Source organism: Nocardioides sp. YIM 152588 (genome assembly GCF_040191335.1).
Taxonomy (GTDB): Bacteria; Actinomycetota; Actinomycetes; order Propionibacteriales; family Nocardioidaceae; genus Nocardioides.
The window spans coordinates 51,982-76,408 of record NZ_JBEGDJ010000009.1 but is presented as its reverse complement, the minus strand read 5'-3'; the positions used below and the strand labels follow the sequence as shown (position 1 = coordinate 76,408).

Genomic DNA, 24,427 nt, shown 5'->3' with positions numbered 1-24,427 from the left:
ATCCTCCCCGTGACCCAGGTCTACCCGAGCCGCGAGGACCCGGTCGTCCGCGGGCTGAGCGAGTCCATCGGCGGGCCGATGGGCGAGCACGGCACGCGGCACCGGTGGTGGACGCCGACCCGGGTGCTGCTGCTGCTCACGGCGGTGGTGTTCAGCCTCGGGCTGATCCAGAAGGCGCCGTGCTCGGTCGTCGAGGGGCAGGACCAGAACTGGACCTACTCCCACATGTGTTACACGGACCTGCGTCCGCTGTACATCCCGCGGGGGCTGGCCGAGCACGCGTGGCCGTACACGGACGACGCGGAGACGCGCGACCGCTACGAGGTGATGGAGTACCCGGTCGGGATCTCCTACTGGGCCTGGGGGACCTCCTGGGTGGCGCACTGGCTGAACGGCTCGCCCGACCTGGCCGAGCGCTACCGGCTCCCGGTCGACGAGCTGTGGGGCCTGCCGGAGATGTCGCGCGAGGTGAACCTCTTCGTGCTCATCAACGCGGTCGGGTTCGGCGCCCTCGCGCTGCTGTCGACCTGGCTGCTCGCCGGCACCCATCGCGGGCGGCCCTGGGACGCCGCCGCCTTCGCGCTCTCGCCCGCGCTGCTGCTCACCGGGCTGATCAACTGGGACCTCATAGCGGTCGCCCTGGTCGCCGGCGCCCTGTGGGCGTGGTCGCGGGACCGGCCGCTGCTGACCGGCATCCTGATCGGCCTCGGCACCGCGGCCAAGCTCTACCCGCTCTTCCTGCTCGGCGCGGTGCTGGTGATCTGCCTGCGCCGGCGCCGCTGGCGCGCGCTGGCGGTGACCATCGGCGCGGCCGCGATCAGCTGGCTGGCGGTGAACCTCCCGGCGTACCTGAGCGGGCCGGAGGAGTGGAAGGTCTTCTGGTCCTTCAACGCCGACCGCGCGGCCGACCTCGGGTCGCTGTGGCTGCTGGTCGACCAGGCCGGCGACGTCGGGTTCTCGGCGCACACCATCAACCTCTGGTCCTGGATCCTGTTCGGCGCCTGGTGCCTCGGGGTGTTCCTGGTCGGGATGTTCGCGCCGGAGGAGCCGAGGTTCGCGCAGCTCGGCTTCCTGATCGTCGTCGGCTTCCTGCTGGTCAACAAGGTCTACTCACCGCAGTACGTGCTGTGGCTGCTGCCGCTGGCGGTGATGGCCCGGCCCCGCTGGCGCGACCAGATCGTCTGGCAGGCCTGCGAGGTCTTCTACTTCTGCACCGTGTGGTGGTACCTCGGCAGCTACCTCGCCCCCGCCGGCGGTGGCGACGCCGGCTTCTACTGGCTGGGCATCGTGATCCGCGTGATCGGGCAGCTCTACCTGGTCGGGATCATCGTGCGGGACATCTACCGGCCCGCGCACGACCCGGTGAAGGCGTCGACCGTGGCCGAGGTCGAGGCCGGCCCTGAGCGGGGTCGTGTGCCTGAGCCATCGGCATAGCGGGGCGTGGGGCACACGACCCGCCGCCCGGGCGGAGCGAGCGCGCCGGCTCAGTCGGTGAGGACCACCAGGTCGAACGCGGTCGCGGTGTAGCGCACCCGCACGTCGATCTCGTCGCCGACCGCCGGCACGTGGGCGCCGCCGGGCAGGAAGAGCATCGAGGCCTGCATGTGGGGCGGCTCGGCGAAGAGGCGCTGCTTGCCGTCGATGGAGTACGGCGAGCGCACGAACCCGGCCGCGTCCAGGCCGCCGCGGGCGATCGTGGCCGCGCGCGCCTTCAGCGAGTGGTCTCCGGTCGGTGCCTCGAGCCCGATGCCGTGGGCGGTGCCGCCGCTGACCACGAGCAGGTGGCCGTCCTTGGGGACGCTGCGGCCCCGGTACCCGAACAGCTCCCCCCGGCTCACCGGGTGCACGTCGAGCACGGTGGCGGTCACCTTCAGCGCGCCGCGGTCGCCGAGCCAGAGGGCGGTGCCGATCCGCGGGCGGATGGTGAAGTCGGCGTACTCGCTCGCCAGCCGGGTCAGCTCGGCGTCGGTGAGGTGGCTGACCCAGACCGTGGAGAGGCCCGGCAGGTCGGCGCCGACGGCGTCGGTGATCAGGCGGGTGACCTCGCCGTAGTGGCTGCCCGCGGCCAGCGGCAGGTGCAGCGCGAGCCCCTCGACGCGGACGCCGGGGTGCTTGCGGAGCAGCTCGCCGGCCTCCCACAGCTCGCGCGCGGACATGCCGTGGCGGCGCATGCTGGTCATCCGCTCGAGCACGACGCGGGCGGTCGGGTCCGCGTGGAGCAGCTCCTTGAGGTCCTCCAGGCGGCTGACGGTGTGGATCAGGCGCTTGCCGAGGCTCGCGTCGGGCAGCGTCACCCACGGCCGCCACGGGGTGAGCACCAGCAGGTCGCCGTGCCAGCGCGAGGAGACCTCGGGCAGCTCCTCGTAGGTGCCGACCGCGAGGGCGGGTACGTCGTGGCCGTGCTCGCGCAGCCACTCCGCCTTGCGGGCGAGCCGGGCCAGCCCGAACCCGTAGCCGTTGCCCTTGGCCACCGGCACCAGGCCGGGGTGGGCGTCCGCGACCTGCTCCAGGTGCGCGCGCCAGCGGGGACCGTCGACGGTCAGTGTCAGGCTCATCGTCAGCCCCGCCGCTTCATGTAGAGGTCGAACGCCTTGTACAGGGCCCGGTTGACCGGCAGGTCCCACTCGCCGGCGTACTGGACCGCCTCGCCGCCGGTGCCGACCTTGAACTGGATCAGCCCGACGTGGGAGTCCTCGGCGTCCAGGGTCTCGGTGATGCCACGCAGGTCGTAGACGGTCGCGCCGTGCGCGAGCGCGTCGCGGATCATCGCCCACTGCACGGCGTTGGAGCCACGCACCTCGCGCTTCTCCGTCGAGGAGGCGCCGTAGGAGTACCAGGCGTGCTCGCCGACCTGGATCGCGATCGTCGCCGCGACCAGGTCGCCGTCGTGGCGGGCCAGCCAGAGCTTGAACCGCTCCGGGTCCTCGGCGGTCAGCGCGTCGTGCATGGTCTCGAAGTACGACGCCGGTCGCGGCGTGAAGTGGTCGCGCTCCGCCGTGTGCCGGTAGAGCTCGTGGAACGCCGCGAGGTCGGCGCGGGAGCCGAGGGTGACCTCGACGCCCTCCTTGGCGGCCTTCTTGATGTTGCGCCGCCACAGCTGGTTCATCCCCTTGAGGACGTCGTCCTCGGAGCGCCGGTCGCCCTCGGCGTCGACCAGCGGGATCTGGAACACGAACTCAGGCTGCCCGGCGGCGAAGCCGCCCTCGACGCCCTGGTGGCGCCAGCCGAGCTCGGCGAGCTGGGCCAGCACCCGGGCGCCCGTCGCGCAGCGCTCCGCCGGGGCGATCTGGCGCAGCAGCCGTACGTCGGCGTCGGCGATGCCCTCCTTGACCTGGGCCGCGCTCCACCGGTTGACCGCCACCGGCGGGCCGATCCGGACCGCGAACGCGCCCTGGGACTTGAGGTGCGCGACCATCGGCGCCAGCCAGTCGCCGAGGTTGTCGTCGTACCAGTCGATGGCGGGGCCCTCGGGCAGGTAGGCCAGCGTCCGGTTGAGCCTCGGCAGGCTGCGGTGCAGCACCAGCGCGGCGCCGCAGAGGGTGCCGTCGGCGTCGAACCAGCCCAGCGACTCGCTGCGCCACTCCGGCTTCACCTCCGCCCAGCCGGGCGTCTGCAGGAAGCTCGCCGAGGGGAGCGTCGCCAGGTAGGCGCCGTGATCCTCCGCGGTGATCGCTCGGACGGTGATCGGGCGCGGTGCGGTCGGGCGCTCGGTCGGCATGGGACGAGGCTATCGGGCGGCCTGCGGGGGCCTGATGTGCGCTCCACCGGCACGTGGTGCGGGTGGAACGCACATCTGTGCCTCGTGGGACGGTCAGACGCGCTCGCGCAGCCAGGCCGCGTCGGCGGTGTGCTCGGCGGCGCCGCCGGGGGTCTCGAGGATCACCGGGGCGTCGGCCTCCGTGATCACCTGCGCGAGCAGCGCGGGGTCGATCCGGCCCTCGCCGAAGTTGGCGTGCCGGTCGGCGCCGGAGTCGAAGTCGTCGCGGCTGTCGTTGGCGTGCACGAGGTCGATCCGGCCGGTGATGGCGCGGACGTCCTCGACCACCGTCTCCAGCGCGTTGCCGCCGGCGTGGGCGTGGCAGGTGTCCAGGCAGAAGCCGACCATCTCGAAGCCCTCGGCCGCCGAGATCGCGTCCCACACGCGCGCGATCCGGTCCAGGTGGCGGGTCATCGCGTTGGTGCCGCCGGCGGTGTTCTCGATCAGTAGCGGGACCTTGATGTCGGTCGCTTCGATCGCCTTGCGCCAGTTGTCGAAGCCCTTGGCCGGGTCGTCCTCGTCGGTGACGTGGCCGCCGTGCACGATCAGTCCCTTGGCGCCGATCTCGGCGGCAGCGTCCATGTGCTGCTGCAGCAGCTTGCGGCTCGGGATGCGCTGGCGGTTGTTCGTGGTGGCGACGTTGATCAGGTACGGCGCGTGCACGTACAGGTCCACGCCGGCCGCCTCGGCGTCCGCGCGCAGCGCCTCCGCGCCGGCCTCGTAGGCGAGCACCGGCCCCTTGTAGGACTGCGGGTTGCCCAGGAAGAACTGCACCAGCGGCGCGGTGCGGGCCGACGCCTCGGCGATCGGGTCGGTCTGGTCGACGTGGGCGCCGATGCGGAGCTCGCTCATGGGGCCAGCCTAGGAGGGCGCGGCGACGCCGCCCGGGGCGGTCGCGGCGCCGTACGGGGCCGGGCGCAGCGATTGGGAGACGGCCCCTCCGCGCTGTTAGCCTGACCTGTCGCTTCCATCACCGATGGTGGAGTCGCGACAGCAAAGCCCTCCTGCCGTGGAGAGTCCACGGCCGCCTGAGTCCAGAGGAGGTGGAGACCGCTTTGCGTGCTTACGAAGTCATGGTCATCCTCGACCCGAGCCTCGACGAGCGCACTGTGCAGCCGTCGCTCGACAAGTACCTCAACGTGATCCGCAACGACGGTGGCACCGTCGACAACGTGGACGTCTGGGGACGTCGTCGCCTCGCGTACGAGATCAAGAAGAACGCTGAGGGCATCTACGCCGTCATCACCCTCACCGCCGAGCCGGCCACCGTCGACGAGTTCGACCGCCAGCTGGGTCTGAACGAGGCCGTGCTGCGGACCAAGGTGCTGCGCCCCGTTTCCTGAACGAGGCCCGCTCGTCGGGCGGACCCGCCGTCGCTCATGTCGGCGGTGTTCGACACGATGAGCACACCTGGGGAAGAACGCTTCCCACGTGACCCGGCACGATCCGGCATCTGAGGAGACAACATGGCAGGCGAGACAGTCATCACCGTCGTCGGCAACCTGGTCGACGACCCGGAGCTGCGCTTCACCCCGTCGGGTGCGGCCGTGGCGAACTTCCGGATCGCGTCCACGCCCCGCACGTTCGACCGTCAGTCGAACGAGTGGAAGGACGGCGAGGCGCTGTTCCTGTCCTGCGCCGTCTGGCGTCAGATGGCCGAGAACGTGGCCGAGACACTCCAGAAGGGCATGCGCGTCGTCGTGCAGGGGCGCCTGAAGTCCCGGCAGTACGAGACCCGCGAGGGCGAGAAGCGCACCGCGTTCGAGATCGACGTCGAAGAGGTCGGTCCGTCGCTGCGCTACGCGACCGCCAAGGTCGCCCGTGCCGGACGCTCGTCCGGTGGCGGCGGCTACGGCGGCGGCCAGCAGTCCGGCGGTGGCGGCGGCTACGGCGGCGGCCAGCAGTCCGGTGGCGGCGCTCCCGCCCAGGACCCGTGGGGCGGCGGCCAGCAGTCCGGCGGTGGCAACTTCGGTGGCGGCGGCCAGCCCGCCGACCCGTGGGCCACGCCGGGTGTGGGCAACGACGAGCCCCCCTTCTGATCCACGCGAGGAGCGGTGGCCGGTCCGGCCGGCCCCGCACCTCACCTATTCACATCAACCATTCCGGTCGCTCGTGACTGAGGCGGCCGGGCTCTGAGGAGGAGCACCACAATGGCGAAGGCAGTCGTCCGCAAGCCGAAGAAGAAGGTTTGCCAGTTCTGCAAGGAGAAGGCGACCGGTGTCGACTACAAGGACACCGCGCTGCTCAAGAAGTTCATCTCCGACCGCGGCAAGATCCGCGCCCGTCGGGTGACCGGCAACTGCGTGCAGCACCAGCGTGACATCGCGATGGCCGTGAAGAACGCCCGCGAGGTGGCCCTGCTGCCCTACACGTCCAGCGGCCGCTGAGCACCCGCGAGACAAGGAGAGACTGACATGAAGATCATCCTCACCCAGGAGGTCGACGGTCTCGGCTCTGCCGGCGACATCGTCGAGGTCAAGTCGGGCTACGGCCGCAACTACCTGCTGCCGCAGGGCCACGCCATCGCCTGGAGCAAGGGCGCGCAGGCCGAGGCCGACGCGATCAAGAAGGCCCGCTCCGCGCGCGCCGTCCGCGACGAGGCCCACGCGGCCGACATCAAGGGCAAGCTCGAGGGCAAGCCGGTCGACGTCAAGGTCAAGGCCGGCCAGGGCGGCCGCCTCTTCGGCGCCGTGACCGTCACCGTCATCGCCGACGCGCTCGGCGAGGTCGCCGGCGAGTCGATCGACAAGCGGACCATCGTCCTCGGCTCCCCGATCAAGTCGCTGGGCAACCACGCGGTGTCGGTGCGCCTGCACGACGAGGTCTCCGCGGCGGTCGCGCTCAACGTGATCCCCGCCTGATCATTCGCAGAACCCACTCGACGGCCGGTCCCATGGGGGCCGGCCGTCGGTGCTTTTCGGGGTCGGCGCCGGTCGGTCGGAATCACCGGTCGACCGGTGATTCCCGCACTTGTCAGCCGTTGCATTGCCTGACAAGTGACAGAACTCCCTGTCCGGTGGGACGGGGGTGGCGCGTGGGGTCACACGGCAGTCACGCCGCGCGCCGCCCGCTCGGGTCGTCCGAGCCGGTCACCAGCCACGCCGACCCCCGTGAGCGGTGCACCAGCGTCACCAACCTGCCGCCCATGAACAGCGCGCAGAAGACCACCCACAGCACGGGCAGGCCGGCACCCAGCGCGGCGACCCCCAGCATCACCGGGGCGTAGGCGGCGAGGACGAGCACCCCCGCGAACGCCAGGTACCGCCCGTCGCCCGCGCCGATCAGCACGCCGTCGAGGACGAAGACCACCCCGGCCACCGGCTGCGCCACGGCGGCGACCAGCAGCACCGGCACCAGCGCGTCGCGGACCGCGGCGTCGGGCGTGAACAGCGCGCCCAGCCACGGCGACACCGCCGCCAGACCCAGCCCGGTGACGACCCCGCTGACCACGCCCCAGCGCACCATCCGGTCAGTGACCGCCCGGGTCGCCGCCGCGTCGCCGGCGCCCAGGTAGCGGCCCGTGATCGCCTGCGCGGCGATCGCGATGGCGTCCAGCGCGAACGCCAGGAAGGTCCAGATCGTCGTGGCGAGCTGGTGGGTGGCGATCGGCACCGCCCCAGCCGCGCCTCCGCCGGCGGTCAGCACGACCGCGTACGTGGTGACGAGGAGGGAGGCGCGCAGCGTCAGCGTCCGCACCAGCAGCGGTACGCCGGCGCGGCCCGCCGCCGCGATGCCCGACCGCCGCGGGCCCAGCGAGGTCCCCTCGCGGCGCGCGGCGCGCGCGACGATCCAGACCAGGACGGCGGCGCCGGCGGACTGGGCGAGGACCGATCCGAGCGCCGAGCCCGCGATCCCCAGGCGCGGGGCCGGCCCGAGGCCGAAGACGAGGACGACGTTGAGCGCCAGGTTCACCGCGTTCGCGGCGACCGCGACGACCAGTGGGGTCCGCGTGTCCTGCAGGCCGCGGAGCACGCCGGTGGCGGCCAGCATCAGCAGCAGCGGCGGGATCCCGAGCGCGGCGATGCGCAGGTAGGTGGCGGCGGGGTCGGCGACCGAGGCCGGCGGGGAGAACAGCGCGACCAACGGCGCCGCGCCGAGGCCCACCAGGAGGGTGGCCGGGACGCCGATCGCGACGGCCAGCCAGAGTCCGTCGACACCCTGCCGCAGGGCTGCCGCCCGCCGGCCGGCGCCGAGCTGCCGGGCCACGCCCGCCGTGGTGCCGTAGGCGAGGAAGACGCACAGCCCGACGGCGGTCTGGAGCACCGTCGCGGCGATCCCCAGGCCGGCGAGCTCCCGGGTCCCGAGGTGGCCCACGACGGCGGCGTCGCCGAGCAGGAAGAGCGGCTCGGCGACGAGGGCGAGGAACGCGGGCACGGCGATCCGGGCGATCTCCCGGTCCTCGGCCCGTTGTCGCTGGTCGCGCCGCATCAACGGTGCCGTCCGGGTCCTGCGGAGACCGCTCCCGGGACCGGTGGATAACTGTGGATGACTTGTGGACAGTCCCGTTTCCGGGACCTTTGGCCCAAGATCGGGCGATCCGACAAATCTTGACGGAAAGTGAACTGGATCACACTGCAAAGAGAAGCCGACAAATCTTTCCCCACAGGTGTGAAAACGCGTTCATGCAGGTCAGCGGGGGTATTCATGGCAGCATCCCCTCACTTTCCACAACTGGGTCCCCAGGCAGTGCACACCCGCGCTGCGTGTCGTCCACCTGTTCCCGGTAGTTATCCCCAGGCCCTGTGGATAAGTGCCTTCCCCTCGTGTTGCGGACCACCGTAGTTTCGCCCTCGGCGTTTCGCTTCCACGGTTGTGCCCGACCTAGGGTGCAGGCTGCTGTGTAGCGGACGATCCGGCCCGTGCCGGGCCGCCACCAGCACCGGCGCCGCCGTCGTCGTCGGCCAGCAGTCGACTCAGAGGTCGCTAGTTCAGCAGATGCCCCCGGAGGGCGGAGAGGGAGGGTTGCCATGAGCGTCACCGACTCGGGAACTCGTCCCTGGACGGACGAGCCCCCGGAGGACTTCGGGGACGGACCCGCGCCCTACGAGCCCGGCCAGGCGCCGCAGCGCCCCGGCGACCGCACGCCGCCGCAGGACATGGCCGCCGAGCAGTCGGTCCTCGGCGCGATGCTGATCTCCAAGGACGCCATCGCCGACGTGGTCGAGGTGCTTCGCGGCGTCGACTACTACCGCCCCGCGCACGAGTCGATCCACGACGCGATCCTCGACCTCTACGGCCGCGGCGAGCCCGCGGACATGGTGACCGTCGCCGGCGAGCTCCAGCGCCGCGGCGAGCTGCAGAAGATCGGCGGCGCCCCCTACCTGCACACCCTCGCGGCCAACGTGCCGATCGCGGCGAACGCCGGCTTCTACGCCGACATCGTCCGCGAGAAGGCCGTGCTCCGCCGACTCGTCGACGCGGGCACCAAGGTCGTCCAGCTCAGCTATGCCGGCGAGGGCGACGTCGACAGCATCGTCAACCAGGCGCAGGCCGAGATCTACTCGGTGACCGACCGCCGGAAGGCGGAGGACTTCGTCCCGCTGAGCGACATCATGGACAGCGTCCTGGACGAGATCGAGGCGATCGAGAACCGCGAGGACGGCATGTACGGCGTCCCGACCGGGTTCGCCGAGCTCAACGACCTGACCAACGGGTTCCACGGCGGCCAGATGATCATCGTCGCGGCCCGTCCCGCGGTCGGTAAGTCGACGCTCGCCCTCGACTTCTGCCGCGCGGCCTCGATCGGCGCCAACATGGCGTCGGTCTTCTTCAGCCTGGAGATGTCGCGCACCGAGATCACCATGCGCCTGCTCTCGGCCGAGGCACGGATCCCGCTGAACCACATCCGCAACGGCAAGATGACCACCGAGGAGTGGGAGCGGCTCGCCCGCCACGTCTCGAAGGTCTCCGCGTCGCCGATGTTCATCGACGACTCGCCCGGCATGACGCTGACCGAGATCCGGGCCAAGGCGCGCCGGCTCAAGCAGAAGCACGACCTGAAGCTGATCGTGCTCGACTACCTCCAGCTGCTGACCTCGGGCAAGAAGGTCGAGTCCCGCCAGGTCGAGGTCTCGGAGTTCTCCCGGCAGATCAAGCTGCTGGCCAAGGAGCTCGAGGTCCCGATCATCGCGCTCTCCCAGCTCAACCGTGGCTCCGAGCAGCGCGCCGACAAGCGCCCGATGACCAGCGACCTGCGCGAGTCCGGCTCGATCGAGCAGGACGCCGACATCGTCATCCTGCTGCACCGTGACGACGTCTACGAGAAGGAGTCGACCCGCCCCGGCGAGGCCGACCTGATCATCGCGAAGCACCGCAACGGCGCCACCCGCGACATCGTCGTGGCCTTCCAGGGTCACTACAGCCGGTTCGTCGACATGGCTCACTGAGCCCGGTCGAGCCGGCTCACTGAGCCCGGTGCGACGGCGCCGTACGCATCGGTGCCGGTGGGCGTCTCCTCGACCGGCCGCTCCGCCGCGATCCGACGTGGGTCGTCGGGCGGCAGCGAGTCGATGCGGATCCGTCGGGGGTGCGCGGCGGATCCGGCCACCAGGTACTTCTGGCCGGGCCGGACCGCTGCCGCCGCCTCGAGGAGCAGCGCTTCCCGCTCCGGGTCCGCGGTCGCAGGTCGGTCCTCGGTCGCCGGGCCGTCGTCGAGGGCGTCGCGCACGATGCGGCGCGGGTCGTAGCGCCGGGGATCCAGGACGTCCCAGTCGGCGCGGGAGAAGGACGAGCCGAGCTCGCTCTCCGCCCGGGCGCGGGAGGCGTCGAGGAACGAGCGGAAGTCGCGGAGGAGCTGCCCGAGCCGGTGGGCGTAGACCGGGAGTCGCGTCGGCCCGATCACGACGCCGGCGATGACGGCCACCAGGAAGAGCTTCTCGAAGGTCAGTCCGAACACGTGGTCCTCCGGTCGTGGACGTGGGTGATCGCGAGCGCGATGCCGAAGAGCGCCGACATCGGTGCGGCCACGAAGAACATGGACATGACGTCGGCCGCCGGCGTGACCAGCGCGCTGAACAGCACGATGGCGACGACGATGATCCGCCAGCTCCTCCGCAGCGCCGCGGCCGAGACGATGCCGAGGAAGTTGAGGGCGACCACGAAGACCGGCAGCACGAACGCGACGCCGGTGGCCACCACGACCTTGAGCACGAAGTCGACGTAGTAGGTCGCGGTCAGGATCGTGGTGTCCTCGGCCGAGGAGAAGCCGGCCAGCACCCGCACCATGTGCGGGAAGAGCAGGAACCCGAACGCGCAGCCGGCCGCGAAGAGTGGCACGGCGGCCGACATGAAGCCGAGGGCGTGGCGCCGCTCCCGGCCCGTCAGGCCCGGCGTGACGAAGGCGAAGATCTCGAGCAGCCAGACCGGGCTGGAGAGCACGACGCCGGTGACGATCGCGATCCGCAGCTTGAGGTCGAACGCCGCGGTCACGGTGTCGTAGTTGAGGCTCGCGTCCCGGGTCAGGGCGAGCTCCTCGATCGGGGAGCGGAGGACGTCGAGGATCTGGTCGGAGAGCAGGTAGCCCCCGACGACCCCGAGCAGGAGTGCCACCGCCGCGCGGAGCCCGCGCGTGCGGGCCTCCCGCAGGTGGCCGGCGAGGGGCATCGTGCCCCGCGCGGCGGTGGCGGCGGTCACGACGTCGGCCGCTCGGCGTCGGTGACGGTCGGGGGGACGGTCGGGGTGACGGTCGGGGTGGCCGTCTGCGTGGCGGTCTGGGTGGGCGTGTCCGCGGCCTTCCCGTCGCGCGTCTCGTCCTTGAGGATGCGCATCGACTCACCCACGCTCTTGGCGAGGGTGGGCAGCTTGGCGGAGCCGAAGACGAGCAGCACGATCGTCAGGATGACGAGGGCGTGCCAGCCGGAGAGGTTCTGAAGCATGACGTGTCCTTCGGTGGGAGGGGAGGGGGTCGGGGGTCACTCGGAGGAGGGGGCCGACGGCGGCTCGCCGCCCTCCGGGGGCGCACCCGTCGGGGGCTCGCCGCCACCCGCCGGGGGCTCACCGCCGCCGGCCGGGGGCTCGCCGCCACCGCCCATGCCGGGCGCCGTGTCGAGGTCGGCCTCGGTGGTGGTGTCGACCGCGACGGCGAGCGAGCCGACGTAGCCGCTGTCGGGATCGCCGGTGAACGTGCCCATCTGCAGGTCGACGCCGTCGCTGAAGACGTTGTCGGTGTCCAACGTGATCTGGGCGAGGTTCTCGGCCGAGCCCGCATAGGTGTCGAGCTGGTAGATCTCGTTCAGCATGTCCTCGGGGAAGGCCACCTGGGACGTGGCGATCGCGTTCTCGACGTCGGTGGCCGACGCGGCGTCCGGGTAGACCTCGAAGTGGATGTGGGTCCAGCGACCCGCGTAGCAGCCGGGGACGATGGTGCTGAAGGTGACCTCGCCGTTGGCGTCGGCGACCTGGACGCCGCGCAGGAAGGTCTCGTCCTCCAGGCCCGCGGAGTACATCGAGTACTCGCCGTGGGCGTCGCAGTGCCACAGGTAGACCGCCACGCCGGCGAAGGCCGCGTCGTCGTTGGCCATGTCGGTCACCGTGAACGTGAAGTCCAGCGGTACGCCGTCGGCGGTGGCGCCGCCGTCCAGGCTGGACGTCACGTCGCTGCGGACGATCCCGGACTCCTCCAGGACGTTGAGGTCGGTGGTGCCGTCGGCGGGGTAGGGGCCGTTGGTCTCCTGCGGGATCTCGCCCGCGGACGAGGCGCCGGCCGAGCCGGCGGCGCTGGAGGATCCGGAGGAGCTCGCGACGCTCGAACCGGAGCAGGCAGCGAGCGCGAGCGTGCCGGCTCCGACACCGACGACGCCGAGGACGCGTCGCCGGGTGATCAGCGTCGCGACGTCGAATCCGGCGCCCTGGTCGACCACCTCGTCCTCGGGGCGTGGCAGGAGACGACCCTCGTAGGCGGGGCCCTCCGGCGTCTGGTCGGGCTCGGGGATGTGGGTCATGGGGACTCCTCGGTCGGCTCATCGGATCGAACGACCCCGACGGTGACGCCCGGAGTTGCGGGTTCGCTGGGTTGCCTCTGTGCGTCGCCTGTGACTCGCGATGTCACCGTTCCGTAAGGACGCGCACCGTCGGAGCGCCCGATCGGTCGCGATACTGGAGGCATGCGTCTGCTCGTCTCCCTCCTCGCCTCCCTCGCCCTGCTGCTGACCGCTTGCGGATCAGGCGACGGCACGGAGGACACCACCGCGTCCGACACGTCCAGCCCGTCCGCGGCCGCCACGGAGACGGGTGACGAGAGCACGAGCGACAGCAAGAGCGACACCCAGGGCAAGAAGGACAAGGGCGGCGACGAGGCGCCGGTCGCGGTCGCGCCGATCCTCGACTTCACCGCGACGACCCTGGACGGCTCCACCTTCGAGGGTGCCTCGCTGGCCGGCACCCCGACGGTGCTGTGGTTCTGGGCGCCGTGGTGCCCGACCTGCCGCGCGCAGATCCCCAACGTCACCGCCCTCGCGGACGAGTACGACGGGGAGGTCGCCGTCGTCGGGGTGGGTGGCCTCGACAGCGCCGGCGCCATCGAGGACCTCGCGGCCGACATCCCGCACGTGACCCACCTGGTCGACGACGCCGGTGAGGTGTGGCGCCACTTCGAGGTCACCGAGCAGTCGACGTTCACCATCATCGACGCCGACGGCGAGGTCGTCTCCGAGGGCTACCTCACCGACTCCGAGCTCGACTCCGCGGTCGAGCGTCTCGCGGACGCCGCCTGATGGTCCAGGTCGCGGGGCTCGAGGCCGGCGAGGTCGGCCTCGCCCTCGGCGCCGGCCTCGTGGCGGCGGTCAACCCGTGCGGGTTCGCGCTGCTGCCGGCGTACCTCTCCCTCTTCGTGCTCGGCGACCAGCCGGCCACCGCGACCGCCGCGGTCGCCCGGGCGCTGCGGGCCACCGTGGCCCTGACCCTCGGCTTCGCCGGCGTCTTCGTGGCGTTCGGCCTGGCCGTCGCCCCGGTCGCCGCCTCGGTCCAGGCGTACCTGCCGTGGTTCACGGTGGTGCTCGGCGTCGTGCTCGCGGTCGCGGGCCTGTGGGTGCTCGCCGGCCGCCGGCTGCCGAGCCTGCGGATGCCGGGCCGGCGCGGCGGCTCGGGGAAGCCGATCGTGGCGAGCTGGCCGGCGATGGTCGGCTTCGGTGCCTCCTACGCGGTCGCCTCGCTGGGCTGCACCATCGCGCCCTTCCTCGCCGTGGTGGTGACCAGCTTCCGCGCCGGCACCCCGCTGGCGGGCGTGGTGCTCTTCGCGGCGTACGCGCTCGGCATGGGCGTCGCCGTCGGGGTCGCCGCCACCGCCGTCGCGCTGGCCCGCCGCGGGCCGGTCTCCGCGATGCGCCGCCTCGGCGGCCCCGCCACCCGGATCGCCGGGCTGGTGCTCGCGATCGCGGGCGCGTACGTCGCCTGGTACGGCGCCTGGGAGCTGCGCGTGCTGCACGGCGGCGCCGGGCAGGACCCGGTGGTGACCGCGGCCGGCGAGGTGCAGCGGTGGCTGGTGGAGCGGACCGAGGCGATCGGCCTGGCCGGCCTGGCGGTGGTGCTGGTCATCCTGGTGGCCGGCGCGCTCGTCACCGTGGTCGTCCGGCGACGCCGCGCCCCGGCCGGTGGCGCACCGGCCCCCTCGGAGGCCGCCTCGGAGGGCGCCTCGGAGGGCGCCTCGGAGGGCGCCTCGGGCGAGGCGCCGACTAGTGTCGAACGGTGACCTCCGGGGCCGACGACCGCAAGACCAAGCCGACCGACACCGCGATCGACGCCGTCCTCGCGGCCGTGGACAACCCGCGCCGCCGGGCCGACGCGGAGGCGGTGCTGGAGCTGATGGAGCGGGTCACCGGCGCCGAGCCGGTGGTGTGGGGCTCGAGCATCATCGGCTTCGGTCGCCAGCCGTACACGACCGCCGACGGCAAGCAGCGCGAGTGGTTCGCGGTCGGGCTGGCCCCGCGCAAGGCGGCGCTGACCCTCTACGGGCTGACCTACTACGGCTCCCACGCCGACCTCCTGGAGCGGCTCGGCCCGCACAGCACCGGCAAGGGGTGCCTCTACGTGAAGCGGCTCGACGCCGTCGACGCCGACGTGCTGCGTGAGCTGGTCACCCTGTCGTGGGCGGAGAACCACGAGCCCGGCTGAGGCGCGGGCGCTGGCGCGGAGGGCCGCGAGGGCGTAGGAGTGACCCATGACGTTCTCGATCGTGGCCCGGTCCGACGACGGTGAGACCTGGGGTGTGGGCGTCGCCTCGAAGTTCCTGGCGGTCGGCGCCGCCGTACCCGCCGCCGTCGCCGGGGTGGGAGCGATCGCCACCCAGGCCGACGCCAACGTCGCCTTCAAGGGCCTGGCCCTGGCGCACCTAGACGACGGCGCGACCGCCGGGATCGCCCTGCAGCGCCTGCTGGAGGAGGACGACGGGCGCGAGGACCGGCAGGTCGGGATCGTCGACAGCGACGGCCACGCGGCCAGCCACACCGGGTCGGCCTGCCTGGCGTGGGCCGGCGGCGTCGTCGGGGACGGGTACGCGATCCAGGGCAACATCCTCACCGGGCCGGAGGTGGTCGAGGCGATGGAGGCCGCCTGGCTCGCCGGCGCCGACCTGCCGCTGCCGCGTCGCCTGCTGGCCGCGCTCGAGGCGGGCGACGCCGCGGGCGGGGACTCCCGCGGACGGCAGTCGGCCGCCCTCTTCGCGGTCCGCGACGGTGCCGGGTACGGCGGGCTCGACGACGTCGCCGCCGACCTGCGCGTCGACGACCACCCCGCCCCGCTGGTCGAGCTCGGCCGGCTGCTCGACCTGCACGAGCTCTACCTGACGGCCTCCACGGAGGAGGAGAAGGTGCCGGTCACCGCCGAGCTGGCCGCCGAGCTGGAGGAGCTCGCGCGCGCCGCCGGCGCCCGCGACTTCGCGGCCTGGGTCGGCACCCACAACCACGAGATGCGGGTGGCCGACGACGGCGCCTGGATCGACGAGCGCGTTCTCGCGATCATCCGCGCCTCGGCGCCGTAGCGGCGAGCCGCGCCGGTCCCGACCCGGACTCCAGTGCGGCTCCAGTCGCGCCCGAGTCCGGCTCCAGAGGGCTCCGTGACGGTGGATCCATCGATCCACCCACCACCCACGGAGTCCCGAGATGAACACCCTTCACCGCGTCGGGGCGGCCACGGCCGCCCACCCCTGGCGCACCGTCGCAGCCTGGCTGCTCCTCCTGCTCACCCTCGGCGGGCTGAGCGCGGCGTTCGGCGGCGACCTGCACGAGGACTGGAACGTCCCCGGCACCCGCGCCCAGGCCGGCATCGACACCGTCCGCGACCACTTCCCCGGCGCCGGCGGCGCCACGGCGCAGGTCGTCCTGCACGACGACGGCCCGCTCGACGCCGCGGTCGTCGAGGACGTCACCGACCGGCTGACCGCCACCGAGCACGTCGCCAGCGTCAGCCCGCGGATCTCCGACGACGGCGACACCGCGCTGCTCTACGTCCGGTACGCCGTCGAGAGCACCCACCCCGACGTACTCGGCGTGACGGAGCCGCTGACCCGGGCGGCGGAGCCCGCCGCTGCGGCTGGCTACCAGGTCGAGCTGGGCGGCGAGGTGCCGAGCACGGCGGACGAGATCGACGGCCGCGGCGAGCTGATCGGCATCGGCGTCGCGCTCGTGCTGCTGGTGCTCGCCTTCGGCTCCGTCGTCGCGGCCGGCCTGCCGATCGCGACCGCGCTCGGCGGCCTCGTCGCCGGCTCGTCCGGCGTGATGCTGCTCGCCGCCGTCACCGACGTCTCGCCGACCGCGCCCACGGTCGCGACGATGGTGGGGCTCGGCGTCGGCATTGACTACGCGCTGCTGATCGTCACCCGCCACGTCGCCCGGCTCCGGGCCGGCGACACCCCGCGGCAGGCCGCGGCGACCGCGACCGCCGTCGCCGGCCGCTCGGTCCTCGGCGCGGGCCTGACCGTGCTCGTCTCCCTGATGGGGCTGCGACTCGCGGGGCTGCCGACGTTCAGCACCTTCGGGTTCGCCACCGCGCTGGCCGTGATCGGCGTGATGGCCGCGGCGCTCACCCTGGTGCCGGCCCTGTGCGCGCTGGCCGGGCGGCGGCTGCTGCCGCGGGCTGTGCGACGCGAGGCGTCGGAATCACCGGTCGACCGGGGATTCCGACGCTTGGGGGCCGTTGCAACGCCCGCCAAGCGACCGAACCACCTGTCCGGTGTGACGGGTGGGGCCGACGGGGAGCCGCTCGCCGGCCGCTGGGCCCGCGTCGTCGCCCGCCGCCCGGTCGTCTGGGGCAGCCTCGCCCTGGTGCTCCTGGTCGCCCTCGGCGCGCCGGCGCTGGGCATGCGGACCTGGCCGCAGGACGGCGGCAGCGACCCGGTCGGCAGCACCACCCGGGCGGCGTACGACCTGGTCAGCGCCGAGTTCGGAGAGGGCGCCAACGGCCCGATCACGCTCGTCGCCGACCTCGACGAGCTCTCCGCCGCCGACGTCGAGGCCGTCCACGCCGAGGTGGACGCGCTGCCCGAGGTGGCCGTCTCCACCCCCGCGACGACCTCGCCCGACGGCGCGATCGCGATCTGGGACATCGAGCCCACCACGGCCCCGGCCGACGAGGCGACCAGCGCGTTCGTCGACGACCTGCGCGCCGACGTGCTCCCGGACGGGGTCGAGGCCACCGGCTACACCCCGATCCTCGGCGACATCTCCGACATGCTGACCGAGCGGTTGTGGCTCGTCGTCGGCTTCGTGGTCGCCGTCTCGGTGGTCCTGCTGATGATCCTGTTCCGCTCGGTCGTCGTCCCGGTCAAGGCGGCGGCGATGAACCTGCTCTCCATCGCCGCGGCGTACGGCGTCCTGGTGCTCGTCTTCCAGCACGGCTACGGCGCCGGGCTGCTCGGCGTCGACCACGCGATCCCCGTCTCGAGCTGGGTGCCGATCCTGCTCTTCGCGGTCCTCTTCGGGCTGTCGATGGACTACGAGGTCTTCCTGCTCTCGGCGATCCGGGACGACTGGCTCGACACCGGCGACGCGACCGGCAGCGTGGTCCGGGGCCTGGCCTCCACCGGACGGGTGATCTCGGTGGCGGCGGCGATCATGGTCGCGGTCTTCCTCGGCTTCGCCACCGAGTCCGGGGTCGTGGTGAAGATGATCGGCGTCGGCCTGGCCGTCGCGGTCGCCCTCGACGCGACCGTCGTCCGGATGGTCCTGGTGCCGGCCACGATGACACTGCTCGGCCGCTGGAACTGGTGGTTCCCCGGCCGCACCTTCCACGCCCCGGCCGTCCCCACGCCCGCCGACGGCACCGACCCCGACCGCGCCGCGGTCCCGGCCTGACGAGCCGATGACACCCCACCTGGCGCGACGCGTGACCCCACCGACCCTGCCGACCCACCACATGAGGAGAGACGCCATGAGCACCGCCCCGACCACCACCCACCCCGACCAGCTGTTCCTCCCCGGCCAGGCGGCCGCGCCGGCCGGCCCCGTGGACATGTCGATGATGTACCTGATGCACCACGGGTTCCGGCGGGACCTGCGCCGCTTCGCCGCCGCCGCCGAGCACACCCCGGCCACCGACACGGCCACCTGGGCCGCCCTCGCCCGGCGGTGGGACCTCCTCGCCGAGGTCCTGCACCACCACCACACCGGTGAGGACACCGGCCTGTGGCCCGCCCTCCTGGAGCGCGCGGAGGAGCCGGAGCGGGCCACGCTGGAGGCGATGGAGGCCGAGCACGCCGGCATCGACCCGCTGTTGCGGACCTGTGCCGAGCGGCTGGCGGCGCTCGCCGACGGCGGCGGCACCGACGCGGAGCGGGAGGCCACCCGCTCCGCCCTCGCGGTCCGGATGGCGGAGGCGAACCAGCTTCTCGGTCAGCACCTCGCCCACGAGGAGACCGACGCGATGGCGATCCTCCAGCGGCACCTGTCCCCGGCGGACTGGGACCGCATCGAGGCGGAGAGCTTCGAGTCGCAGAACGGGCCGGCCTTCCTGTTCCGGCTGGTGCCCTGGGTGGCCGACGGGCTTCCCACCGCCGCCCGGGACAAGGCGTTCGCGATGGCCGGCCCGGCGATGCGGGTGCTCTGGTGGCTGGGCCGGGGCCGGCACGGGCGCGCCGAGCGGCGGGCGTTCCGGTACGTCCCGCGCGCGGAGATCGTCTAGAACCCGTGGCGTTCCCGCAGGTCGAGCAGCCACCGCTCGACCTGCGGGATCCGCCATGCCCGGATCAGGTCGAGCGCCGTGTCGGCGTGCTCGGTCGCCAGGTCCGTCTCGCCGACCGCGGCCGCCGCCAGCGCGAGGTAGGCGTCGACCGGCCCGTGCGCCGGCGAGGTGCCCGACAGCACGCAGCCGCCGGCGTACGGCGCGAGCCGGGCGTAGGCGCGGGCGGCGACGTCGGGCTCTCCCAGGCCGAGGCCGAGCTCGGCGCCCAGGGCCCACAGGAACGGCGAGAACCAGTTGTCGGTGTCGAGCTCGATGCCGTACCGGTCGAAGAGCGTCCGTGCCACGTCCGGCTGCGCGGTGCGCAGCGCGAGGATCGCGCCCGCCGGCCCGACCGGGATCGAGGCCTCGTCCAGGAACCGCAGCACCGCCTCCGGCGGGGGTGCCTCGACGCCGGGGCACCACAGCGGCACGAAGAGCGCCGCGCCGCCGACGATGTCGACCTTGTGCGCGGTCGAGACCCGCTCGAAGCAGGCCGTCACGTCGGCGAAGGTGGTGGCGATCTCCTCCTCGTTGCCGCGCATCGCCGCCCAGCTGTGCTGCAGCGTGAGCGCGACCATCTCCACGAGGTAGAGCCGCTCGGCGCGCGCGACGCGCACGACGTCGACCAGGTCGTCGGTGGCGTCGGGCAGGTCGCCGAGCTCGCACCGGGCGGCGGTCAGCAGCATCCGCAGGTTGGTCCGCATCCGGACGTCCCCGGTCCGCTCGGTGAGCGACAGTCCCTCCTCGCACCAGGACCGGCGCCACTCGGCGCCACTGCGCCGGTCCGCCGAGACGGTGGCGCCCAGCAGCGCCTCGGCCAGCAGCCCGTCGTCCCCGACCAGGCGGGCCGTCGCGATCGCCTCCGCCGCGATGGACTCGATCTCCTCCGGCGACACCGCGTAGTAGCACTCCGAGGCGAGCGCCAGCAGCAGCCGGCAGCGCACGGCGAGCGCGTCGGGGCTCGCTTCCGGGCCCGTCGCCGGCACCGCGTCGAGCGCCTGCCGGATCGTCGCGATCACCGCGTCGTTGCGCTCCCCGTACGCCCGGGCCGGCCACAGCGCGTCCGTGGTCGCGACCCGGGCGGCCCGGACCACCAGCGCGGGATCGCCGAAGCGCCCGGCCAGCACCACGGCCTCGTCGATCGCCTCGTGCATCTCCAGGCGGCGGGTGCTCCACCGGCACGCCTCGGCGTAGCCGAGCAGCAGGTCGCTGGGCGTTCTCGTAGTGCGGTGGCGCCGGCCGCGGACGCGCCCGCCGGGGACGGCGAGACCGCGTGCGCCTCGGTGGTCTACATCGGGGAGTCGACGTCGGTCGGCCTGCTCGACCCGGCGTACCTGCCCCGGCCGGCGACGCGGCTGCCGGCGCAGCTGGCGCGGGTCGGGGTGGAGGACCTCGACGCCGACGTGCTCGGGGCGCGCTCGATCGTCGAGCGGTGGCACGACGAGCCGAACGCCCAGGACGCCGTGGAGGCCCGGCGCGACGCGGGCGTCGAGGCGTGCTGGGTGATCGCGATGGGCACCAACGACGCCGCCAACCTCGCGGTCGGCGGCGTCTACTCCGCCCCGGAGCGGATCGACCGACTGCTGGCGGCGATCGGCGACCAGCCGGTGCTGTGGCTGACCGTCCGGTCGCTGCGCTCCTCCGGCCCGTACGCCGACGCGCACATGGCCGCCTTCGACGCCGACCTGGAGGCGGCCTGCGAGCGGCACCCCAACCTGCGCCTCTACGACTGGCGCTCGGAGGTCCGGACGGAGTGGTTCGTCGCCGACGGCGTCCACTTCACCTCGCACGGCTACCGGCAGCGGGCGCGGCGGATCGCGCGGGCGCTGAGCGCCGCCTACCCGTCGGGCGCGGAGCCGGCGGCCGGCTGCGTGGTCGGTGGCGCCGCCTGACGGCCTCGGCCGGCCCGCTGCGGCGCTTCCTGGTGGAGGAGGGGTGTCGCGGACGCGCGCGATCGCCCACCATGGGGAGGTGTCGATCGAGAAGGCGGCCACGCTCCTGGCCCTGCATGGTGGCGGGGGCTTCGTGCTCCCCAACGCCTGGGACGCCGGATCGGCGCGGATCCTCGAGCAGGTGGGCTTCCCGGCGATCGCCACCACCAGCGCGGGCATCGCGTGGTCGCTCGGGGTCCCCGACGGCGGGGCGGTGGAGCGCGACACGATGCTGGAGCACGTGGCGCGGATCGTCGCCGCGGTGGACGTGCCGGTGAGCGCCGACCTGGAGTCCGGCTACGGAGCTACCGCCGACGAGGTCGGCGCCACCGTGGCCCGGGCCGTCGGGCTCGGGGTGGTGGGCGGGAACCTCGAGGACGCCGGGCCGGGTGGGCTGTTCGGCGTCGAGGAGGCCGTCGACCGCCTGGCCGCCGCACGCGCCGCGGCGCCGCTGGGCTCCTTCGTGATCAACGCCCGCACCGACACCTACCTCTCCGGGGCCCATGCCGGCGCCGGCGCCTTCGCGGCGACCGTCGAGCGCGCGACCCGGTACGTCGAGGCCGGCGCGGACTGTGTCTTCGTGCCCGGCGTGGTCGACGAGGACGAGATCCGCCGGCTGGCCGAGGAGATCCCGGGACCGCTCAACATCGTCGCCGGCCTGGCCAGCACCACCGACGCCCGCACGCTGTTCTCGCTCGGAGTGGCCCGGGTGAGCCTCGGCGGCAGCATCGCCCGCGCCGCGATGAGTCTGGTCGAGCGGGCGGGCCGGGAACTGCTGGAGACCGGGACGCTCGGCTTCCTCGACGGTGTGATCGGCTACGCCGACCTGCAGCGGCGCCTGGCGCCCTGACGCCGGGTGCGCGGCCCGCCGGTGCGCCATCGCGGGCGCCCGGCGACGAGCGCCGGCGGCGGTCTCAGGTGAACGCGAGACGGGTGCGGGTGAGCTCGATGAAGCGTTGGATCGCCCGGTGGACGTCGGCGCCCGCGCGGTCGAGGTCCGCGGCGCCGCTCAGCGTTCCGAGCAGCACGATGACCTGATCTGCCATGGCATCGATCATGCGGTACCGGCCGCGTCCAGGTGGGGATTGCGCCCGGACGGTGAGGTGCCGGTGTCGCTCGGTCAGCGCCGCCAGAACAGGTGGTGCTCCACGCCGCTGGGGCTGGGCACGACGTCGCGGTGGTAGCGGTCGAGCAGCTCCTCGGGCGAGGTCCAGAGCCGGGAGCCGGAGCCGAGCTCGATCGGGACGACCGCGACGTGCAGCGTGTCGACGAGGCCGGCGTCGAGGAACTGCCGGATGGTGTCGGCGCCGCCGCCCAGCCGGACGTCGCGTCCGTCCGCCGCCTCGAGCGCGACGGCGAGGACCTCGGCGGGGGAGCCGGCGACGAAGTGGAAGGTCGTGTCCGACAGGGTGAACGACGGCCGGTCGTGGTGGGTCATCACGAGGACCGGGGTGTGGAACGGCGGGTCGTCGCCCCACCAGCCCCGCCACTCGTGGTCCGGCCACGGTCCGCGCACCGGCCCGAACTTGTTGCGTCCCATGATCTCGGCGCCGACGTTCCGGTGGAACTCGCGCACCAGGTGGTCGTCCAGCCCCCGGCTGCCGTCCGGGTCGCTGCGCGCCGGCCAGCTCGCCGTCGGCGTGGCCCAGGCGAAGAGGTCCGCGGGATCGGCATGGCCGAAGGGTCGCTCCAGGGACTGGCCGTCGCCGGCGCCGTACCCGTCGCTGGACACGGTGAAGTTGTGCACCCGGACCATCTGGGTCACGGCGGGCCTCCTTGCTGTCGCTGTCGAGGGGGTGGACCGCTCGTGGGGCCGAGACTCATCGGCGCGGCTCGCGCGCGCCATACCTAGAAGAGCAAGGTATAGTTGCCTTGCAGCTCTAGGTATCGGGAGGCAGTGTGCGCATCGACAAGGACCTCGTCGCGGCCTCGGCCACGCCGCTGGTGCTCGGCATCCTCGCCGAGGGGGACTCCTCCTACGGCTATGCGATCCTCAAGCGCATCCGCGAGCTCTCCGACGGCGACCTGGAGTGGACCGACGGGATGCTGTACCCCCTGCTGCACCGGCTCGAGCGCATGGGCCAGGTGCGGTCGTCCTGGCAGACCTCCGACGCGGGTCGGCGGCGCAAGCACTACTCGCTCACCGACGCGGGTCGTGCGGCGCTCGCCGACCGTCGCGGGCAGTGGGCCGTGGTGAGCGAGGCGCTCGACCGCGTCTGGCAGCAGCGGACGCCCATCGCGCCGACCCGGGTGGTCGGCCCGTGAGCGACCAGCAGATCGAGCAGTGGCGCGGCTACGTCCGGCGGCGGGCGACCCTGACCGCGGACGACGTGGCCGAGCTGGAGGAGCACCTGCGCGGCCAGGTCGACGATCTCGTTGCGTCCGGGCTGGCCGACGACGAGGCGTTTCTGATCGCGGTGAAGCGCATGGGCAGCGTCGACGAGCTGTCGCGGGAGTTCGCCCGGGAGCACTCCGAGCGGTTGTGGAAGCAGCTCGTCCTCACCCCGGGCGAGACCGAGGGGGCGCGCGGGTCGGGCCCGGAGCTGTGGGGTGCGATCGCCCTCGGCGCCGGCGCGGCCCTGTCGCTCCGGGCCGGCCTCGCGTGGCTCGACGAGGGGAGGGTCGCCCTGCTCGCGTCGGTGCTGGTCCTGCCGTGGCTGGCCGGCTACTTCGCGTGGCAACGGCGGCTGCCCGCGGGGCAGGTCGCGACGCTCGCGGCCGGCTTCGTGGCCGTCGGTGCGCTGCTGGTCGCCTACCCGTTCGACGCGGGCGGCGACACGCTGCTGCTCGCGGCCGTGCACGCGCCGGTCCTGCTGTGGCTCCTGGTCGGGGTCGCGTACGTCGGCGGCGACTGGCGGTCCGGGCCCCGGCGGATGGACCTCATCCGGTTCACCGGCGAGTGGGCCGTGTACTACTTCCTGCTCGCCGCCGGAGGCGGGCTGCTGCTGGCGCTGACCGCCGCCACGTTCGGTGCCATCGACGTCGACGCCGGCCCGCTCCTGTTCGAGTGGGTGCTGCCGATGGGCGCCGCCGGGGCGACGCTGGTCGCGGCGTGGCTGGTGGAGTCCAAGCAGGACGTCATCGAGAACATCGCACCCGTGCTGGCGCGGGTCTTCTCGCCGCTCACCATCGCGCTGCTGGTCGCGCTGCTGGCGGCGTTCGCCGTCGACCCGGACGTCATCGACGTCGACCGCGAGCTGCTCATCCTGATGACGGTCATCCTGGTGCTGGTGCTCGCCCTGGCCCTGTACGCACTGTCCGCGCGGCCGCCGGAGGCCGCGGCCGGGCTCGCCGACTGGGTGCAGGTCGCGCTGGCGCTCGCGGCGATCGTCGTCGACCTCGTGGTGCTGGTCGCGATGGCCGGCCGCATCGCCGAGCTCGGGCTGACCCCCAACCGCGCCGCCGCGCTCGGCCTCAACGTCCTGCTGCTGGTCAACCTCGCGGTCTCCGCGTGGCTCGGCCTGGCGTTCGTGCGGGGCCGGAGGCCCGTCGCCGCGCTGGAGCGGTGGCAGACGGACTACCTGCCTCTGTATGCCGCGTGGGCGGCCGTGGTGGTGGTCCTGTGGGGGCCGATCTTCGCCTGGGGGTGATC

General features: G+C 73.2%; 27 protein-coding genes. 16 read left to right on the top strand and 11 right to left on the bottom strand.

The annotated features are described in order from the left end of the window. The first annotated feature begins 9 nt into the window (after positions 1 to 9). Positions 10 to 1,434 (top strand): glycosyltransferase family 87 protein, encoded by a 1,425-nt coding sequence (locus tag ABLM29_RS07065; RefSeq protein WP_349713312.1) that lies wholly within the window; start codon positions 10 to 12, stop codon positions 1,432 to 1,434. Between the two features lie 50 nt (positions 1,435 to 1,484). On the opposite strand, the gene ABLM29_RS07060 is transcribed toward ABLM29_RS07065, so the two are convergent. The 3 genes from ABLM29_RS07060 to ABLM29_RS07050 all read right to left on the bottom strand — a co-directional run bounded on the left by ABLM29_RS07060 (position 1,485) and on the right by ABLM29_RS07050 (position 4,609). Further along, positions 1,485 to 2,555: an alanine racemase gene (locus ABLM29_RS07060; protein ID WP_349713311.1), complete on the bottom strand. Its 1,071-nt coding sequence runs from the start codon at positions 2,553 to 2,555 to the stop codon at positions 1,485 to 1,487. A 2-nt stretch (positions 2,556 to 2,557) separates the two neighbouring features. Then, entirely contained in the window at positions 2,558 to 3,718 is a 1,161-nt protein-coding gene (locus ABLM29_RS07055; RefSeq protein ID WP_349713310.1) for a lipid II:glycine glycyltransferase FemX, read from the bottom strand. 93 nt (positions 3,719 to 3,811) lie between these two features. After that, on the bottom strand, positions 3,812 to 4,609 hold the full coding sequence (locus ABLM29_RS07050; RefSeq protein ID WP_349713309.1) for a deoxyribonuclease IV: 798 nt from the start codon (positions 4,607 to 4,609) through the stop codon (positions 3,812 to 3,814). Between the two features lie 203 nt (positions 4,610 to 4,812). Here ABLM29_RS07050 and rpsF point away from each other — a divergent pair, with 203 nt between their 5' ends. The 4 genes from rpsF (at position 4,813) to rplI (ending at position 6,618) form a co-directional block, all read left to right on the top strand. After that, entirely contained in the window at positions 4,813 to 5,100 is a 288-nt protein-coding gene (gene rpsF, locus ABLM29_RS07045; protein ID WP_349713308.1) for a 30S ribosomal protein S6, read from the top strand. A 123-nt stretch (positions 5,101 to 5,223) separates the two neighbouring features. Continuing rightward, positions 5,224 to 5,796 carry a single-stranded DNA-binding protein gene (locus ABLM29_RS07040; RefSeq protein WP_349713307.1) on the top strand — a complete coding sequence of 191 codons (573 nt, stop codon included), beginning with the start codon at positions 5,224 to 5,226 and terminating at the stop codon, positions 5,794 to 5,796. A gap of 111 nt (positions 5,797 to 5,907) precedes the next feature. Further along, the gene (gene rpsR, locus ABLM29_RS07035; RefSeq protein ID WP_136592603.1) at positions 5,908 to 6,144 is read left to right on the top strand and encodes a 30S ribosomal protein S18; all 237 of its coding nucleotides are present in this window, start codon (positions 5,908 to 5,910) and stop codon (positions 6,142 to 6,144) included. A gap of 27 nt (positions 6,145 to 6,171) precedes the next feature. Next, on the top strand, positions 6,172 to 6,618 hold the full coding sequence (gene rplI / locus ABLM29_RS07030) for a 50S ribosomal protein L9 (RefSeq protein WP_349713306.1): 447 nt from the start codon (positions 6,172 to 6,174) through the stop codon (positions 6,616 to 6,618). 190 nt (positions 6,619 to 6,808) lie between these two features. Here the strand turns inward: rplI and ABLM29_RS07025 are convergent, their stop codons facing one another. After that, a complete protein-coding gene (locus ABLM29_RS07025) occupies positions 6,809 to 8,185 on the bottom strand; it encodes an MATE family efflux transporter (RefSeq protein WP_349713304.1) in 1,377 nt (458 codons plus the stop codon). Between the two features lie 539 nt (positions 8,186 to 8,724). On the opposite strand from ABLM29_RS07025, the gene dnaB reads away from it, so the two are divergent. Next, positions 8,725 to 10,143 carry a replicative DNA helicase gene (gene dnaB, locus ABLM29_RS07020; RefSeq protein ID WP_349713303.1) on the top strand — a complete coding sequence of 473 codons (1,419 nt, stop codon included), beginning with the start codon at positions 8,725 to 8,727 and terminating at the stop codon, positions 10,141 to 10,143. Here the strand turns inward: dnaB and ABLM29_RS07015 are convergent. The 4 genes from ABLM29_RS07015 to ABLM29_RS07000 are packed head-to-tail and all read right to left on the bottom strand — an operon-like array spanning position 10,137 to position 12,696. Beyond that, on the bottom strand, positions 10,137 to 10,652 hold the full coding sequence (locus tag ABLM29_RS07015; protein WP_349713302.1) for a Sec-independent protein translocase subunit TatA/TatB: 516 nt from the start codon (positions 10,650 to 10,652) through the stop codon (positions 10,137 to 10,139). The two genes, dnaB and ABLM29_RS07015, sit on opposite strands and share 7 nt — an antisense overlap. Beyond that, entirely contained in the window at positions 10,640 to 11,389 is a 750-nt protein-coding gene (gene tatC / locus ABLM29_RS07010; protein WP_349713301.1) for a twin-arginine translocase subunit TatC, read from the bottom strand. Before tatC ends, ABLM29_RS07015 begins: the two co-directional genes overlap by 13 nt. Continuing rightward, positions 11,386 to 11,631, bottom strand: coding sequence for a twin-arginine translocase TatA/TatE family subunit (gene tatA / locus ABLM29_RS07005; RefSeq protein WP_349713299.1), 246 nt, complete (start codon positions 11,629 to 11,631; stop codon positions 11,386 to 11,388). Before tatA ends, tatC begins: the two co-directional genes overlap by 4 nt. Positions 11,632 to 11,667: 36 nt before the next feature. Beyond that, on the bottom strand, positions 11,668 to 12,696 hold the full coding sequence (locus ABLM29_RS07000) for an intradiol ring-cleavage dioxygenase (protein ID WP_349713298.1): 1,029 nt from the start codon (positions 12,694 to 12,696) through the stop codon (positions 11,668 to 11,670). 162 nt (positions 12,697 to 12,858) lie between these two features. Here ABLM29_RS07000 and ABLM29_RS06995 point away from each other — a divergent pair, with 162 nt between their 5' ends. The 6 genes from ABLM29_RS06995 (at position 12,859) to ABLM29_RS06970 (ending at position 18,865) form a co-directional block, all read left to right on the top strand. Beyond that, positions 12,859 to 13,467: a TlpA family protein disulfide reductase gene (locus ABLM29_RS06995; RefSeq protein WP_349713296.1), complete on the top strand. Its 609-nt coding sequence runs from the start codon at positions 12,859 to 12,861 to the stop codon at positions 13,465 to 13,467. Further along, complete coding sequence (locus ABLM29_RS06990) at positions 13,467 to 14,441, top strand: cytochrome c biogenesis CcdA family protein (RefSeq protein ID WP_349713295.1); 975 nt, start codon at positions 13,467 to 13,469, stop codon at positions 14,439 to 14,441. The genes ABLM29_RS06995 and ABLM29_RS06990 overlap by 1 nt, the downstream gene beginning before the upstream one ends. Further along, the gene (locus tag ABLM29_RS06985) at positions 14,438 to 14,863 is read left to right on the top strand and encodes a DUF1801 domain-containing protein (RefSeq protein WP_349713294.1); all 426 of its coding nucleotides are present in this window, start codon (positions 14,438 to 14,440) and stop codon (positions 14,861 to 14,863) included. Before ABLM29_RS06990 ends, ABLM29_RS06985 begins: the two co-directional genes overlap by 4 nt. 46 nt (positions 14,864 to 14,909) lie before the next feature. After that, positions 14,910 to 15,728, top strand: a complete 819-nt coding sequence (locus ABLM29_RS06980) for a DUF1028 domain-containing protein (RefSeq protein ID WP_349713293.1) — start codon at positions 14,910 to 14,912, stop codon at positions 15,726 to 15,728. A 121-nt stretch (positions 15,729 to 15,849) separates the two neighbouring features. Further along, positions 15,850 to 18,039, top strand: a complete 2,190-nt coding sequence (locus ABLM29_RS06975) for an MMPL family transporter (RefSeq protein WP_349713292.1) — start codon at positions 15,850 to 15,852, stop codon at positions 18,037 to 18,039. 76 nt (positions 18,040 to 18,115) lie between these two features. Next, on the top strand, positions 18,116 to 18,865 hold the full coding sequence (locus ABLM29_RS06970) for a hemerythrin domain-containing protein (RefSeq protein ID WP_349713291.1): 750 nt from the start codon (positions 18,116 to 18,118) through the stop codon (positions 18,863 to 18,865). On the opposite strand, the gene ABLM29_RS06965 is transcribed toward ABLM29_RS06970, so the two are convergent. Beyond that, positions 18,862 to 20,058 (bottom strand): hypothetical protein, encoded by a 1,197-nt coding sequence (locus ABLM29_RS06965; protein ID WP_349713290.1) that lies wholly within the window; start codon positions 20,056 to 20,058, stop codon positions 18,862 to 18,864. The two genes, ABLM29_RS06970 and ABLM29_RS06965, sit on opposite strands and share 4 nt — an antisense overlap. 75 nt (positions 20,059 to 20,133) lie before the next feature. On the opposite strand from ABLM29_RS06965, the gene ABLM29_RS06960 reads away from it, so the two are divergent. Both ABLM29_RS06960 and ABLM29_RS06955 read left to right on the top strand, forming a co-directional pair. Then, entirely contained in the window at positions 20,134 to 20,796 is a 663-nt protein-coding gene (locus ABLM29_RS06960; protein ID WP_349713289.1) for an SGNH/GDSL hydrolase family protein, read from the top strand. 79 nt (positions 20,797 to 20,875) lie between these two features. After that, on the top strand, positions 20,876 to 21,685 hold the full coding sequence (locus ABLM29_RS06955; protein WP_349713288.1) for an isocitrate lyase/PEP mutase family protein: 810 nt from the start codon (positions 20,876 to 20,878) through the stop codon (positions 21,683 to 21,685). 64 nt (positions 21,686 to 21,749) lie between these two features. Here the strand turns inward: ABLM29_RS06955 and ABLM29_RS06950 are convergent, their stop codons facing one another. Both ABLM29_RS06950 and ABLM29_RS06945 read right to left on the bottom strand, forming a co-directional pair. Continuing rightward, a complete protein-coding gene (locus ABLM29_RS06950) occupies positions 21,750 to 21,881 on the bottom strand; it encodes a hypothetical protein (protein WP_349713287.1) in 132 nt (43 codons plus the stop codon). 74 nt (positions 21,882 to 21,955) lie between these two features. Beyond that, on the bottom strand, positions 21,956 to 22,591 hold the full coding sequence (locus ABLM29_RS06945; protein WP_349713352.1) for a dihydrofolate reductase family protein: 636 nt from the start codon (positions 22,589 to 22,591) through the stop codon (positions 21,956 to 21,958). Between the two features lie 143 nt (positions 22,592 to 22,734). Here ABLM29_RS06945 and ABLM29_RS06940 point away from each other — a divergent pair, with 143 nt between their 5' ends. Together ABLM29_RS06940 and ABLM29_RS06935 are read left to right on the top strand one after the other, a co-directional pair. Beyond that, complete coding sequence (locus ABLM29_RS06940; protein WP_349713286.1) at positions 22,735 to 23,100, top strand: PadR family transcriptional regulator; 366 nt, start codon at positions 22,735 to 22,737, stop codon at positions 23,098 to 23,100. Then, the gene (locus ABLM29_RS06935; RefSeq protein WP_349713285.1) at positions 23,097 to 24,425 is read left to right on the top strand and encodes a permease prefix domain 1-containing protein; all 1,329 of its coding nucleotides are present in this window, start codon (positions 23,097 to 23,099) and stop codon (positions 24,423 to 24,425) included. The genes ABLM29_RS06940 and ABLM29_RS06935 overlap by 4 nt, the downstream gene beginning before the upstream one ends. Positions 24,426 to 24,427: the final 2 nt, after the last annotated feature.

Coding starts and splice junctions, on each gene's coding strand:
- ABLM29_RS07060 (WP_349713311.1), bottom strand. CDS start 2,555: ATGAGCCTGACACTGACCGTCGACGGTCCCCGCTGGCGCGCGCACCTG.
- ABLM29_RS07055 (WP_349713310.1), bottom strand. CDS start 3,718: ATGCCGACCGAGCGCCCGACCGCACCGCGCCCGATCACCGTCCGAGCG.
- ABLM29_RS07050 (WP_349713309.1), bottom strand. CDS start 4,609: ATGAGCGAGCTCCGCATCGGCGCCCACGTCGACCAGACCGACCCGATC.
- ABLM29_RS07040 (WP_349713307.1), top strand. CDS start 5,224: ATGGCAGGCGAGACAGTCATCACCGTCGTCGGCAACCTGGTCGACGAC.
- rpsR (WP_136592603.1), top strand. CDS start 5,908: ATGGCGAAGGCAGTCGTCCGCAAGCCGAAGAAGAAGGTTTGCCAGTTC.
- rplI (WP_349713306.1), top strand. CDS start 6,172: ATGAAGATCATCCTCACCCAGGAGGTCGACGGTCTCGGCTCTGCCGGC.
- ABLM29_RS07025 (WP_349713304.1), bottom strand. CDS start 8,185: ATGCGGCGCGACCAGCGACAACGGGCCGAGGACCGGGAGATCGCCCGG.
- dnaB (WP_349713303.1), top strand. CDS start 8,725: ATGAGCGTCACCGACTCGGGAACTCGTCCCTGGACGGACGAGCCCCCG.
- tatA (WP_349713299.1), bottom strand. CDS start 11,631: ATGCTTCAGAACCTCTCCGGCTGGCACGCCCTCGTCATCCTGACGATC.
- ABLM29_RS07000 (WP_349713298.1), bottom strand. CDS start 12,696: ATGACCCACATCCCCGAGCCCGACCAGACGCCGGAGGGCCCCGCCTAC.
- ABLM29_RS06995 (WP_349713296.1), top strand. CDS start 12,859: ATGCGTCTGCTCGTCTCCCTCCTCGCCTCCCTCGCCCTGCTGCTGACC.
- ABLM29_RS06990 (WP_349713295.1), top strand. CDS start 13,467: ATGGTCCAGGTCGCGGGGCTCGAGGCCGGCGAGGTCGGCCTCGCCCTC.
- ABLM29_RS06980 (WP_349713293.1), top strand. CDS start 14,910: ATGACGTTCTCGATCGTGGCCCGGTCCGACGACGGTGAGACCTGGGGT.
- ABLM29_RS06975 (WP_349713292.1), top strand. CDS start 15,850: ATGAACACCCTTCACCGCGTCGGGGCGGCCACGGCCGCCCACCCCTGG.
- ABLM29_RS06970 (WP_349713291.1), top strand. CDS start 18,116: ATGAGCACCGCCCCGACCACCACCCACCCCGACCAGCTGTTCCTCCCC.
- ABLM29_RS06965 (WP_349713290.1), bottom strand. CDS start 20,058: ATGCACGAGGCGATCGACGAGGCCGTGGTGCTGGCCGGGCGCTTCGGC.
- ABLM29_RS06950 (WP_349713287.1), bottom strand. CDS start 21,881: ATGGCAGATCAGGTCATCGTGCTGCTCGGAACGCTGAGCGGCGCCGCG.
- ABLM29_RS06945 (WP_349713352.1), bottom strand. CDS start 22,591: ATGGTCCGGGTGCACAACTTCACCGTGTCCAGCGACGGGTACGGCGCC.